Origin of the sequence: Polaribacter sp. R77954 (assembly GCF_044595335.1) — a bacterium.
GTDB lineage: Bacteria > Bacteroidota > Bacteroidia > Flavobacteriales > Flavobacteriaceae > Polaribacter.
This window is the reverse complement of record NZ_CP138992.1, coordinates 1,723,900-1,738,133: the sequence shown is the minus strand read 5'-3', so window position 1 is coordinate 1,738,133 and position 14,234 is coordinate 1,723,900. Positions and strand designations below refer to the sequence as shown.

Here is a 14,234-nt window from a genome sequence, read left to right as displayed (position 1 = left end):
AACTCACAAAAAAAGCATACTTACCAAATTTTACATAGTGGCTTCTTTTATGACGCTCATTTTGTTTGCGGTAATTTTTCGTGTGGTTAACATTCAATATGTTCAGGGAGAAAAATATAAGAAACTTGCAACAGAGCTTACTTTAAAACAGTTTACAATTAAGGCAAATAAAGGCAATGTATATGGAGCTGATGGTAACTTATTAGCAACTTCTATGTCTAAATACACCATAAGAATGGATGTAATGGCTGCTGTTAATAATAAGGTTTTTGAAAAAAATATTGCAGCACTTTCTAAAGAATTGTCAAATTTGTTAGGTGGGTCAGCAAATTATTATCAAAATAAATTAAGAACAGCAAAAAGACGTAAAAACAGGTATTTATTAATTGCTAGAAATGTTGGGTATAATGATTATCTTAAAATGAAAACATTTCCAATTTTTAAGTTGGGTGTTTATGGTGGTGGTTTTATTGCAGAGCATAAAACAGTTAGAGCACATCCTATAGGTAAAATTGCAGAACGTACTATTGGTTATGACGATTTTAGAGGAGAGGCTGGCATAGAAGGGGCTTTTGCAGATTTTATGCAAGGTGAAGATGGTTTAAGGTGGAAACAGAAAATTGCAAAAAATCAATGGAAACCAATTTCAGATGTAAATGAAAAAGAGCCTATAGATGGTCATGATATTATTACAACTATAGATGTTAATATTCAAGATATTACACATCATGCTTTGTTGCGTCAGTTAGAGCATTTTGAGGCAGATCATGGTTGTGCAGTGGTTATGGAAACTGCTACAGGAGAGGTTAAAGCAATTTCTAATTTAGGCAGAACATCAAAAGGAAAATATTACGAAAAAAGAAATTATGCAGTTTGGGAAAGTCACGAGCCTGGATCAACTTTTAAATTAGCTAGCTTAATGGCGGCTTTAGATGATAAAAAAATTGATACATCTACAGTGGTAGATACAGAAAAAGGAAAAATATATATTCATAATCGAAAAGTAGAAGATTCTAGAAGAGGAGGCTATGGTAAAATTTCTGCTGCAAGAGTTTTTGAGGTTTCTTCTAATGTTGGCGTTGTAAAGTTGATAAAAAAACATTACGATCATCAACCTAAAAAATTTATAGACAAATTAGAAAGTTATGGTTTTACAAAGCCTATAGGTTTTCAAATTAAAGGAGAAGGTAAACCATATGTGCCAAAACCAACAGACAAAAGTTGGAGTAGAATTTCTTTAGAATGGATGTCTTGGGGTTATGGGGTTTCTGTTACGCCTATGCAAACGCTAATGTTTTACAATGCGGTTGCCAATAATGGAGTGATGGTAAAACCACGTTTTGTAAAAGAGTTGAGAAGAGAAGATAAAGCAGAAAAAGTTTTTGAAACAGAGGTTGTAAACCCGAAAATTGCATCACCAGAAACCTTAAAAAAGATGCGAAAAGTTATGGAAAATGTGGTAATTAAAGGTACTGCAGATAATATTTATTCTTCTAATTTTTCAATGGCTGGTAAAACTGGAACTGCAAAAAAATACATACCAAGAACAAAAAATAAGGCAGGAGAATGGCAAGGTGGTTACTATTCTACAAAAAGATATGTAGCTTCTTTTGTTGGTTTTTTTCCTGCAGATGAACCTAAATATTCGTGTATTGTGGTAGTGCATGATCCTGATAAAAAGAAAGGGTATTATGGTGCAACTGTAGCAGCTCCTGTTTTTAAAGAAATTGCTCAAAAAATTTATACCACTACACCTATTGATAATCAGTCTGTAGAAGATAATATAGAGTTTGCTTCGATTGAAAATCAGTATAATTCCTACAACAAAATTATTAATAAAGAATATACAAAAGTACCTAATGTAAAAGGTATGAATGGTATGGATGCTGTGTCTATGCTAGAAAATATAGGTTTAAAAGTCAAGTTTTCGGGCATTGGAAAAGTAGAAAATCAGTCTATAAAAAAAGGCGAAAAATTAGTAAAAGGGAGTACAATTGTTTTAAAATTATCATAAACTGAAAAATTTACAAGACATATTATATAAAGTGGGCATAAATCAAGTATTTGGTATTACAAATATTGAGGTGAACGAACTTGTTTTTGATTCTAGAAAAGTCAGAAAAAGAGATGTTTTTGTGGCGCAAAAAGGGGTGCAAGTAGATGGTCATTTATATATAGATAAAGCTGTTTCATTGGGTGCAAGCGCAATTGTGTGCGAAGATTTTCCTTCGGATAAAAAAGAAGGGATAACCTACATTCAGGTTGAAAACGCAAATACTGCTTTGGCAATTATGGCTTCTAATTTTTACAACAATCCTTCTACAAAATTCCCAATAGTTGGAGTTACTGGTACAAATGGTAAAACCACAATTGCATCATTATTATATCAATTATTCAATAAGGCAGGTTATAAAGTTGGTTTGTTGTCTACAGTAAAAATTTTGGTGGATGAAACTGAATATAAAGCCACACACACTACTCCAGATTCTGTAACAATCAACAGGTATTTAGATTTGATGTTAGAAGAAGGTGTGGAGTATTGTTTTATGGAAGTAAGCTCGCACGGAATTCATCAAAAAAGAACAGAAGGCTTAACGTTTGCTGGCGGAATTTTCACCAACCTTTCGCATGATCATTTAGATTATCATAAAACCTTTGCTGAATATCGAAATGTAAAAAAAGAATTTTTTGATGCGTTGCCAAAATCGGCTTTTGCATTAACAAATATCGATGATAAAAATGGCAACTATATGTTGCAAAATACTAAGGCTAATAAATATTCATATGCCTTAAAAACAGTAGCAGATTATAAAACCAGAATTTTAGAAAAACAACTATCTGGTACTTTAATTTCTGTGGATGGAATAGAGGTTTGGATCAAATTAATAGGGGTTTTTAATATCTATAATCTTACTGCAATTATGGCAACAGCTGAGTTGTTAGGCTTAGAAAAATTAGAAATTTTAACCATTATAAGTCAGTTAGAAAGTGTAAGTGGTCGTTTTCAATATACAGTTTCTGAGGATGGAATTACAGCAATTGTAGATTATGCACATACACCTGATGCATTGAAAAATGTATTAGAAACCATAAATGATATCAGAACAAACAACGAAAAAGTAATTACAGTTGTAGGTTGTGGTGGTGATAGAGATAAAACCAAAAGACCTAAAATGGCGCATATTGCATCGCAATTAAGTAACCAAGCTATTTTTACGTCAGACAATCCAAGAACGGAAGATGCACAAACCATTTTAGATGAAATGGAAACAGGTGTAGCTCCAGAAAACTATAGAAAAATATTAACCATTTTAGATAGAAAACAGGCTATTAAAACCGCTTGTAAGTTATCTAAAACTGGAGACATTATTTTAATTGCAGGAAAAGGACACGAAAATTATCAAGAGGTTAACGGAGTTCGAAATCATTTCGATGATTTAGAGGAAGTTACGTTTTGTTTCAATCAACTAAAAAACAATTAAAATGCTGTATTATTTATTTGAATATTTAGAAAGTCAGTTCAGTTTTCCAGGGGCAAGTGTGTTTCAATTCATCACATTTAGGGCAGCTGCAGCATTTATTTTGTCGTTATTGATTTCTGCAATTTACGGGAAAAGAATTATCAACTATCTAAGAAAACAACAAGTTGGTGAAACCGTTAGAGATTTAGGTTTAGAGGGGCAAAAACAAAAATCAGGAACTCCAACAATGGGGGGTGTCATTATCATTTTTGCAACATTAATTCCTGTGCTTTTATTAACAAAATTAGAAAATATTTACATTATTATTCTAATTATAACCACAGTTTGGATGGGCTTAATCGGTTTTTTAGACGATTATATAAAAGTGTTTAAAAAAGATAAAGAAGGTTTAAAAGGTAAATTTAAAGTGCTGGGTCAAGTTGGTTTGGGTGTAATTGTAGGTTCTATGTTGTATTTTAATAATGGGGTAACTATTAAAGAACAATTACCACTTGATCAACAGGTAATGCAAGAAAACGGACGAAGAAAAGTTTTTGGAGAGGCGCATAAATCTACAAAAACAACAGTACCTTTTTTTAAAGATAACGAATTAGATTATGCAAAACCGCTAAGTTTTTTAGGTGATGGCTACGAAAAATATGGATGGATTATTTTTATATTCATCACAGTTTTTATTGTTACCGGAATTTCTAATGGTGCAAATCTTACAGATGGTATTGATGGATTAGCAGCAGGTTCATCAGCAATAATTGTGGTTACGTTGGCTGCGTTTGCTTGGGTTTCTGGAAACATCATTTTTGCAGATTATTTAGATGTAATGTACATCCCTAACTCTGGTGAAATGACAGTTTTTATTCTTGCATTTGCAGGTGCGTTAATTGGTTTTTTATGGTACAATACCTTTCCTGCTCAAGTTTTTATGGGAGATACAGGGAGTTTAACCATTGGCGGAATTATAGCTGTTATTGCCATTTCAATACGTAAAGAATTGTTGTTGCCCATTTTAGCTGGGGTTTTTGTCATTGAAAACTTGTCTGTGATTATGCAAGTTTCTTGGTTTAAATACACAAAAAAGAAGTTTGGTGAAGGTAGAAGAATTTTTAAAATGGCGCCTTTACATCATCATTATCAAAAATTAAATTATCACGAAAGTAAAATTGTAGTTCGTTTTTGGATAGTTGGAATTTTATTAGCAGTATTTACAATTGTAACATTAAAATTGAGGTAAAAGCCCATCCCAACCTTCCCAAAGGGAAGAAACACTAAGGTGTAAAAATTATTGAAAATAGAAAAAAGAATAACATATTAAGAATTTAAAATAATGAACAACCAAGACAAACATACGATTCCAGTTTTACCCCCTTTGGGGGAAAGGGGGCTTCTTGCGATTCTTGGAGGTGGAGAAAGTGGAGTAGGTACAGCAATTTTAGGAAAGCAGAAAGGATATCAAGTTTTTGTTTCAGACAAAGGTTTAATATCAAAAAAGTATAAAGAAGTTCTTTTATTTAACGAAATAAATTTTGAGGAAAATCAACATACAGAAAGCAAAATTTTAAATGCAGATGTGGTGATGAAAAGTCCTGGTATTCCAGATAAAGTGGCTTTAATTCAAAAGTTGAAAAAAAATGGAATTCCTGTAATTTCTGAAATTGAGTTTGCAGCCCAATTTACGAATGCAAAAATTATTGGTATTACAGGTTCAAATGGCAAAACAACTACAACATTATTAACACATCATATGTTGCAACATGCAGGTTTAAATGTTGGTGTTGCTGGAAATATTGGAGATAGTTTTGCAAAGCAAGTGGCTGAGAACGATTTTAAAAATTACGTGCTAGAAATCAGTAGTTTTCAATTAGATGGTATTGAAAATTTCAACCCACATATTGCTATTTTAACAAACATTTCTCCAGATCATTTAGATAGATATGAGTACAAGTTTGAAAATTATATAAACTCAAAATTTAGAATTACAAAAAATCAAAAATCAACAGATTATTTAATCTATGATGCAGATGATGAAGTCATCAATAATTGGTTAACAAAACATAAAACAGTTGCAAAATTAGTTCCGTTTTCGTTAGAAAAAGAATTAGAATACGGTGCTTATGTTAAAGAAAATAATATTATAATCAACATAAATAAAGAAAAAATTAATATGCCAATATCAACCCTATCAGTAAAAGGAAAACACAATACAAAAAATGTAATGGCAGCTTCAATGGCTGCGCAATTATTAAGTGTTAGAAAAGAATTTATCAAAGAAAGTATGGCAACTTTTGAAGGTGCAGAACACCGATTAGAAAATGTAGCAAAAGTAAAAGATGTAGAGTATATCAACGATTCTAAAGCAACGAATGTTAATGCAACTTTTTATGCTCTAGAATGTATGGATAAACAAACCATTTGGATTGTTGGTGGAGTAGATAAAGGAAACGATTATACAGATTTATTGCCTTTGGTAAGAGAAAAGGTAAAAGCAATTGTATGCTTAGGTGTAGATAATGAAAAGATAAAAAATACTTTTGGTAATGTAATAGATATGATTGTTGAAACTGCAGGTGCTGAAGAGGCAGTGAAAGTTTCTTATAAGTTAGCAGAAAGAGGCGATGCTGTTTTATTATCGCCAGCTTGTGCAAGTTTCGATTTATTTAAGAGTTATGAAGATAGAGGTCGTCAGTTTAAAAAAGCAGTAAGAAGTTTGTAAAATTATTAATCATTTAATTGTTTAAAAGGTTTATAATTAACAATATATATTATTCGAGTAATTTATTTTTTATTATTAAAAACCAAAAACCAAAAACCAAAAACCAAGAATTGAAAACCATTTTTCAACATATTAAAGGAGATAAAACCATTTGGGCAATTGTAGCTATTTTGGCAATACTTTCATTTATGCCTGTATATAGTGCAAGTACAAATTTGGTGTATGTAAAAGGTTTGGGGTCAACTTCATACTATTTAATGAAGCACTTGGTTTTGTTAATTATGGGGTTTGCTATTATTTATGGAGTGCATAAAATTCCATACAGATATTTTTCAGGTGGATCTGTATTATTGCTTCCAGTTGTCATTATTCTGTTAATATTTACCTTAATGCAAGGTACCGTAAAAGGAGGTGCAAATGCAAGTAGATGGATTAAAATTGCAGGTGTTGGTTTTCAAACATCAACTTTAGCAGGCTTAGTATTAATGGTTTATGTAGCTCGATATTTGGCTAGAAATAAAGAAAAACAAATAAAATTTAAGGAAAGTATTTGGCAATTATGGTTGCCAGTTTCAATTATTTTAATGTTGATTTTACCAGCAAACTTTTCTACAACAGCAATCATTTTTGTAATGATTTTAACAATTACATTTATTGGTGGTTATCCTTTAAAGTATATTGGTTTTATTTTAGGAACAGGTATTGTAGCCTTATCTATATTTATATTAATCGCCAAAGCTTTTCCAGACGCAATGCCCAATAGAGTTCAAACTTGGGAAAACAGGATTTCAGGTTTTTTTCCTGCTGATGAGGTAGAAGGGAGCAATGAAAAAACAAGTAATAAAGAAAATTATCAAGTTCAGAAAGCTAAAATTGCCATTGCTACTGGCGGAATTATTGGAGTTGGTCCTGGTAAAAGCGTTCAAAAGAATTTTTTATATGCTTCAGAATCCGATTTTATTTTTGCCATAATTGTAGAAGAGTATGGTTTAATTGGTGGTTTGTTAATCATTCTAATTTATTTTGTTTTGCTATTCAGAATTTTTGTGGTCATTAGAAAAACCACTACTATTTTTGGTACTTTATTGGTTGTTGGGGTAGGACTGCCAATTATTTTTCAAGCTACAATAAATATGGCAGTTGCTACTAATTTGTTTCCAGTAACTGGCCAAACCTTACCCTTGTTGAGTAGTGGAGGAACATCTATTTGGATGACCTGTTTTGCATTAGGAATGATTTTAAGCGTTAGTGCATCAAAAGAACAAACAGAAGAAGATATTTTAGACGATAACCCTTTAGATATTTTGCATGAAACCATATAATATACTCATATCAGGTGGTGGTACAGGAGGGCATATTTATCCTGCAATTGCAATTGCAAACGAGATAAAAATGCGCTATCCTAATGCCAATTTTCTATTTGTTGGGGCACAAGACAAAATGGAAATGGAAAAAGTACCACAAGCGGGTTATGAAATAAAAGGATTGTGGATTGCAGGAATTCAAAGAAAATTTACAATAGATAATTTATTGTTTCCAATAAAATTGATTTTTAGTTTATGGAAATCAAGAAAAATCATTAGAAAATTTCAACCAAATATAGCTATTGGTACTGGTGGTTTTGCAAGTGGTCCTGCTTTAATCATGGCAAATAGAAAAAAGATACCAACATTAATTCAAGAACAGAATTCTTTTCCAGGAATAACCAATAAGTTGTTGAGTAAAAGCGCTAGCAAAATTTGTGTGGCTTATGATAATTTAGAACGGTTTTTTCCTTCGGATAAAATTATTAAAACAGGTAATCCTGTTCGTCAAGATTTATTAACCATTTATAATAAAGTTGATCAAGGAAAAGCATTTTTTAAACTAGATGCTAAAATGAAAACAATTTTGGTGCTTGGTGGTAGTTTGGGCGCAAGAAAAATAAATCAGTTAATTGCAGCACATATAGATTTCTTTAAAAAGCAACAAGTACAGGTGATTTGGCAATGTGGTAAATTTTATATTGATGAGTATAAAAAATACAACGAATTAGATCATATTCAGGTACATCAATTCATCAATAAAATGGATTTAGCTTATGCAGCAGCAGATTTTATTATTTCAAGAGCTGGTGCAAGTTCGGTTTCTGAATTGTGTATTGTTGGCAAGCCTGTTATTTTTATACCATCACCAAATGTGGCAGAAGATCATCAAACAAAAAATGCAAAATCAATTGCAGATCAACATGGGGCAATTTTATTACCAGAAAAAGAGTTAGATACTTTTTCGATAGTTTTTGAAACCTTGTTAAAAGATAAAGGCAAGCAAGAGCATTTATCAGAAAATATACACGAGCTAGCATTGCCAAGCGCAACAACAAATATTGTAAACGAAGTAGAAAAATTATTAGCCTATGCCAACTTTCCCAAAGGGAAGGAGCTATAAATTTGGAAACAAAATTTGTATTAGAAATTAAAATGAGTAATTCAATAAAAAATAAATCAAATAAAAAGGTACTTCAAAAAGTCCTTCCCTTTGGGAAGGATTTAGGATGGGCTTGGAATTTTATATATTTTATTGGTATTGGAGGCATAGGTATGAGCGCAATTGCTCGTTATTTTGCTGCTAATGGTAAAAACGTGGCTGGTTATGATAAAACAGCATCGTATATAACTTCTGTTTTAGAAGATTTGGGTGTTCAAATTCATTTTGAAGATACATTGCAAAATATTCCAATTTCTTTTTTAGATAAAGACAAAACTTTGGTGGTATTTACACCAGCAGTTCCAAAAAATCATACACAACTTAATTACTTTTTAGATAATGGTTATAAGGTTTTAAAAAGGTCTGAAATTTTAGGAGAAATTACAAAATCTACTTTTTGTTTGGCAGTGGCTGGTACCCATGGTAAAACAACAACATCTTCAATTTTAGGCCACATTATGGAGCCTGAAAAAGCAACTTCTTTTTTAGGTGGCATTGCCGAAAACTATAACTCAAACTTAATTTTAGCTGATGATAAAGTTTCTGTGGTAGAAGCTGATGAGTTTGATAGGTCATTCTTAAAACTAAGTCCCAATATTGCATGTGTAACGTCTATGGACGCTGATCATTTAGATATTTATGGAGAAAAAGCAGCATTAGAAGAGTCTTTTTTTACCTTTGCACAAAAAGTGTCAAATACTTTAATTGTAGCTAAAGGGCTGCCTTTAAAAGGATTGACTTATGCTGTGAATGAAGATGCAGATTATAGGGCTTTCAATTTAAAAATTGAAAATGGAATATATTTTTTTGATGTACAAACTCCAACTCAAACTATTTATGATATTCATTTTCATTTGCCAGGTAAACACAATGTTATGAATGCTTTAGCTGCTTTAGCTATGGCAGACGTGTATGGTGTTGCTTTAAATAATATCAAAGAACGTTTAGCTTCTTTTAAAGGGGTAAAACGAAGGTTTTCATATAAAATTAAAACCGATAATTTGGTGTTGATTGATGATTATGCGCATCATCCAACAGAAATTAAAGCAGTAGAAAATGCCATCAGAGAAATGTATCCAGCTGAAAAAGCGTTGGTCATTTTTCAGCCACATTTGTTTTCAAGAACAAGAGATTTTATAGATGATTTTGCAACAGCCTTGTCAAAATTTGATGAAATTTTATTGTTAGATATTTATCCAGCTAGAGAAAAACCTATTGCAGGTGTCACTTCTCAGTGGTTGTTAAATAAAATAGAGAATGAACATAAAATATTGACTCAAAAAAGTCAATTGCTAAAAGATATTCAAAATTCACAAGCAAAAGTAGTTGTTATGTTAGGTGCAGGTGATATTGGAGTATTGGTAGAAGAAATTACAAATCAACTAAAAAAAACTAATAAATGATGTTTAAAAGGTTGGTAAAATATCTATTATTTCTTATGTTAATAGTAGGTTTAGGAGTTTTATATAGTTTTTCATCTCATAGAAACGAAAATAGAAAAGTAGAAGCAATTATTGTTGAATTTGAGAATGGAGAGAATAATTTTTTAACTCATGCAATGGTTAATAAATTGTTAATACAAAAAGGAGATAGTATTAAAAACCAAGCAAAATCTGTGATAAATTTATACAGTTTAGAAAATAACGTAATTCAAAACCCATATGTAGAAAATGCATCTGTTTTTTTGTCTATAGATGGTGCGTTAAAAGCTATTTTAAAACAACGTACACCAATAGCAAGAATTATTGGCGAAAATAAATCTTATTATGTTGATAAAGAAGGAGTAAAAATACCACTTTCTGCCAATTATTCAGCAAGGGTATTATTGGTTTTAGGTGTTGATAATGATAAAGATTTGAATGAAATTTTACCTTTAATAAATACAATTTTAGCAGATAGTTTTCTGCAAAAAGAAATTGTAGGAATAGAGAAATTAGAGAATAACGAATATCAATTTTCTGTTAGAAGCGGAAAATATAAAATCGATTTTGGAAAATTAACCAGAGTAGATGTAAAATTTAAAAAATTAAAAGCGTTTTATAATAAAACTTTTGAAGACAAAACCATTCAAAATTATAAAACCATAAATGTAAAATATCACAACCAAGTTGTGTGCACTAAATAAACTATAATGGAAGACAATAAAATAGCTGTTGGTTTAGATATTGGTACTACCAAAATTGTTGCCATGATTGGTCGAAAAAACGAATATGGTAAAATTGAAGTAATTGGCATTGGAAAAGCAAAAAGTTTAGGTGTAAAACGTGGTGTGGTTAGCAACATTACACAAACCATTCAATCTATTCAACAGGCTGTAGATGAGGCAGAAAGTGTATCTGGTGTTCAAATAGAAGATGTAGTTGTGGGTATTGCAGGTCAGCATATTAGAAGCTTACATCATAGCGATTATATTACCAGAAATAATGCAGATGAAGTTATTGAAGATACAGATATAGAAGATTTAGTAAATCAAGTTCATAAATTAGTAATGCTTCCAGGAGAAGAAATTATTCATGTATTACCACAAGAATTTAAAGTAGATTCTCAAGCAGATATCAAAGAGCCAATTGGTATGTATGGTGGGCGCTTAGAAGCTAATTTTCATGTTGTTGTGGGGCAAGTTTCTTCTATTAGAAATATAGGGCGTTGTGTAAAAAGTGCAGGTTTAGATTTAAGTGAAATTACGTTAGAACCTTTAGCATCTGCACAAGCTGTATTGAGTCAAGAAGAAAAAGAGGCTGGTGTTGCGCTTATTGATATTGGAGGAGGTACCACAGATTTAGCCATTTTTAAAGATGGTATTATCAGACATACAGCAGTAATTCCTTTTGGAGGTAATGTAATTACAGATGATATTAAAGAAGGTTGCTCTATCATAGAAAAACAAGCAGAATTATTAAAAACAAAATTCGGTTCTGCTTGGCCAGGAGAAAATAAAGATACTGAAATTGTGTCCATACCAGGTTTAAGAGGTAGAGAACCTAAAGAAATTACACTTAAAAATTTATCGAAAATTATTCATGCAAGAGTACAAGAAATTATAGAACATGTATTTTTAGAGATAAAAAATTATGGTCATGAAACCGCCAAAGGAAAATTAATTGCAGGTATAGTTTTAACAGGTGGTGGTTCGCAACTAAAACATTTACGTCAATTGGTTGAATATATTACAGGGATGGATGCAAGAATTGGTTTTCCTAATGAACATTTAGCAGGCGATTCAGATGAAGCCTTGTCAAGTCCTTCTTATGCAACCGCAGTTGGTTTACTAATGGAAGGTTTAGAAAAAGAAATTAAAGTAGAAGAAACTCAAGCTCTAGTAGAAGATACTATAAGTGAAGAAGAAAATGAAGAAGAAGTTATCAATACACAGCCAAAAGTTGAGGTGAAACCAAAACCCAAAAAGAAATCTTTTTTCGATAAGTTTACAGAAGGCTTAAAAGATTTTTTAGATAATGCTGAATAATATCAGCAAACAAATAGAACAAAAAACAAAATATCAATAAAAACCAATTAAGAAAAACGTTATTATGAGCGCAGAATTTGATAACATTTCATTCGATATGCCAAAAACACAATCTAACACCATAAAAGTAATTGGTGTTGGAGGTGGAGGTAGCAATGCCGTAAACCACATGTTTCAGCAACACATTAACGGAGTAGATTTTGTAATCTGTAATACAGATGCACAAGCTCTAGAAAACAGTCCCATACCTAATAAAATTCAATTAGGTGCAAATTTAACTTCTGGTTTAGGTGCAGGTGCAAATCCAGAAATTGGTGCGCAAGCCGCCAAAGAAAGTATGCAAGAGGTGCAGCAAATGTTAAATACCCAAACCAAAATGGTTTTTATTACTGCTGGTATGGGTGGTGGAACAGGTACTGGTGCAGCACCAATTATTGCTAAGATTGCCAAAGATATGGATATCTTAACAGTAGGTATTGTAACTATGCCTTTTGCTTTCGAAGGAAAAAGACGAACCAAACAAGCACAATTAGGAATCGATCAACTGCGCCAAAATGTAGATTCTTTAATTGTGATTAACAACAATAAATTAAGAGAAGTTTACGGAAATCTTGGTTTTAAAGCAGGGTTCTCTAAAGCAGATGAAGTATTGTCTACGGCCTCTAAAGGAATTGCAGAAGTAATTACGCACCATTACAAACAAAATATTGACTTGCATGATGCAAAAACTGTGTTGTCTAATAGTGGTACTGCAATTATGGGGTCTGCAAAAGAAGAGGGGCAAGACAGAGCGAAAACAGCAATTGTTAAAGCCTTAGACTCTCCTTTACTAAATGATAATAAAATTACAGGAGCTAAAAATGTGCTTTTATTGATTGTTTCTGGTACCAATGAAGTAACCTTAGATGAGATAGGGGAAATTAATGATTTTATACAAGATGAAGCTGGTTATGATGCCAATATCATTATGGGTATTGGAGAAGATGAAGATTTAGGTGATGCCATTGCTGTAACTATTGTAGCTACTGGTTTTGCAGCAGATCAACAAAGTACAATTACCAATACCGAAGTAAAAAAAGTTATTCATACCTTAGAAGATGAGCAAAAAGCAACCTACAATTTTGCTGAAAAAACAATTGTAAAACAGCCGAACTTAGAAACCCCAATCACTAATAAAGTTGCGCAGAAAATTGTACATACACTAGAGGATGATGTTGTAGATACCAAGCCAAAAATGGATTTGGTTAAAACCAATGAAATTATAGCAAGTATGCCTGTTAGCTATGAAGAGGTTGGTGTAGAAACTGTATCTGAAGATGATTTTATAATTACTGATGTTGTAAAAGAACAAGAAAATACAAATGAAGTAACCCAACAACCGCAAACAGATTTAGTTTTTGATTTTCCAATATCTAAACAAAAAATAGACAAGGAAGAAGAAGTTAGGTTTACGTTAACCAATGCTATTGAAAAAGCAAAACAAATAGAGGTAGAAGACACGTTAGAAGTTAAAGCTAAAAAAGAAGTACGCTATGTTTTAGAAGATTTTGATGCAGCACCTACAATTGGTAAAAGCTCAAACATCACAAAAAATAGTATTGTTGAACAAGAATTAAAAGTAGAACTAAAGCAGCCAACACATCAATCTGAAATTAATGAGATGGATACTTTAAGCGAAGAAGTTTCTCCATTAGATTCAACAATTAATGAGATGCAAAAGAGAGCTGCAGAACGTAGAAAGAACATGAAAAAGTTCAATTATAGTTTCAACGAAAATTTAAATAAAAATATTGATGAAATTGAGCGTCAGCCAGCATATAAAAGGTTAGGTGTAAACTTAAATAAAGAAGGTGCAATTAGTAAAACAAAAACTGTACTAAAAAAAGATGATGATGGTATTGATTTTTCATCTGGTAATTCTTTTTTACATGATAATGTAGATTAATACATATTCCTCAAAACGATAAAAGTCACACCTCAAAAGGGTGTGATTTTTTATTTTAGTCACAGCTAGTCTTTATTTTACTGCTTTTCATCTACATTTTTAGTTATAAATTATCATATAAACAAAACTGTAAATTAAAAAAAAATACTTTTGTTTAAAGTACTAAAT

At 31.5% G+C, this 14,234-nt stretch carries 10 protein-coding genes; all 10 read left to right on the top strand.

Features of this window, described 5'->3' with window-relative positions; genetic code table 11:
- Positions 1-49: 49 nt before the first annotated feature.
- A complete protein-coding gene (locus SJY27_RS07425; RefSeq protein WP_397447626.1) occupies positions 50-2,014 on the top strand; it encodes a penicillin-binding protein in 1,965 nt (654 codons plus the stop codon).
- Position 2,015: 1 nt separating this feature from the next.
- On the top strand, positions 2,016-3,482 hold the full coding sequence (locus SJY27_RS07420; RefSeq protein ID WP_397447908.1) for a UDP-N-acetylmuramoyl-L-alanyl-D-glutamate--2,6-diaminopimelate ligase: 1,467 nt from the start codon (positions 2,016-2,018) through the stop codon (positions 3,480-3,482).
- 1 nt (position 3,483) lies between these two features.
- Positions 3,484-4,710 (top strand): phospho-N-acetylmuramoyl-pentapeptide-transferase, encoded by a 1,227-nt coding sequence (mraY, locus tag SJY27_RS07415; protein WP_397447625.1) that lies wholly within the window; start codon positions 3,484-3,486, stop codon positions 4,708-4,710.
- 93 nt (positions 4,711-4,803) lie between these two features.
- Positions 4,804-6,189: a UDP-N-acetylmuramoyl-L-alanine--D-glutamate ligase gene (murD, locus tag SJY27_RS07410; RefSeq protein ID WP_397447624.1), complete on the top strand. Its 1,386-nt coding sequence runs from the start codon at positions 4,804-4,806 to the stop codon at positions 6,187-6,189.
- A 110-nt stretch (positions 6,190-6,299) separates the two neighbouring features.
- The gene (locus tag SJY27_RS07405) at positions 6,300-7,511 is read left to right on the top strand and encodes an FtsW/RodA/SpoVE family cell cycle protein (RefSeq protein ID WP_397447623.1); all 1,212 of its coding nucleotides are present in this window, start codon (positions 6,300-6,302) and stop codon (positions 7,509-7,511) included.
- Complete coding sequence (gene murG, locus SJY27_RS07400) at positions 7,498-8,616, top strand: undecaprenyldiphospho-muramoylpentapeptide beta-N-acetylglucosaminyltransferase (protein ID WP_397447622.1); 1,119 nt, start codon at positions 7,498-7,500, stop codon at positions 8,614-8,616. Before SJY27_RS07405 ends, murG begins: the two co-directional genes overlap by 14 nt.
- A gap of 32 nt (positions 8,617-8,648) precedes the next feature.
- The gene (gene murC / locus SJY27_RS07395) at positions 8,649-10,058 is read left to right on the top strand and encodes a UDP-N-acetylmuramate--L-alanine ligase (RefSeq protein WP_397447621.1); all 1,410 of its coding nucleotides are present in this window, start codon (positions 8,649-8,651) and stop codon (positions 10,056-10,058) included.
- A gap of 35 nt (positions 10,059-10,093) precedes the next feature.
- Positions 10,094-10,780: a cell division protein FtsQ/DivIB gene (locus tag SJY27_RS07390; RefSeq protein ID WP_397447620.1), complete on the top strand. Its 687-nt coding sequence runs from the start codon at positions 10,094-10,096 to the stop codon at positions 10,778-10,780.
- Between the two features lie 6 nt (positions 10,781-10,786).
- Positions 10,787-12,121 (top strand): cell division protein FtsA, encoded by a 1,335-nt coding sequence (ftsA, locus tag SJY27_RS07385; RefSeq protein ID WP_397447619.1) that lies wholly within the window; start codon positions 10,787-10,789, stop codon positions 12,119-12,121.
- A gap of 64 nt (positions 12,122-12,185) precedes the next feature.
- On the top strand, positions 12,186-14,066 hold the full coding sequence (ftsZ, locus tag SJY27_RS07380) for a cell division protein FtsZ (RefSeq protein ID WP_397447618.1): 1,881 nt from the start codon (positions 12,186-12,188) through the stop codon (positions 14,064-14,066).
- The last annotated feature ends 168 nt before the right edge of the window (positions 14,067-14,234 follow it).

Excerpts from the sequence above, each read along its gene's own strand:
- SJY27_RS07425 (WP_397447626.1), top strand. The coding sequence starts at position 50 with ATGACGCTCATTTTGTTTGCGGTAATTTTTCGTGTGGTTAACATTCAA.
- mraY (WP_397447625.1), top strand. The coding sequence starts at position 3,484 with ATGCTGTATTATTTATTTGAATATTTAGAAAGTCAGTTCAGTTTTCCA.
- murD (WP_397447624.1), top strand. The coding sequence starts at position 4,804 with ATGAACAACCAAGACAAACATACGATTCCAGTTTTACCCCCTTTGGGG.
- murG (WP_397447622.1), top strand. The coding sequence starts at position 7,498 with ATGAAACCATATAATATACTCATATCAGGTGGTGGTACAGGAGGGCAT.
- murC (WP_397447621.1), top strand. The coding sequence starts at position 8,649 with ATGAGTAATTCAATAAAAAATAAATCAAATAAAAAGGTACTTCAAAAA.
- SJY27_RS07390 (WP_397447620.1), top strand. The coding sequence starts at position 10,094 with ATGTTAATAGTAGGTTTAGGAGTTTTATATAGTTTTTCATCTCATAGA.
- ftsA (WP_397447619.1), top strand. The coding sequence starts at position 10,787 with ATGGAAGACAATAAAATAGCTGTTGGTTTAGATATTGGTACTACCAAA.
- ftsZ (WP_397447618.1), top strand. The coding sequence starts at position 12,186 with ATGAGCGCAGAATTTGATAACATTTCATTCGATATGCCAAAAACACAA.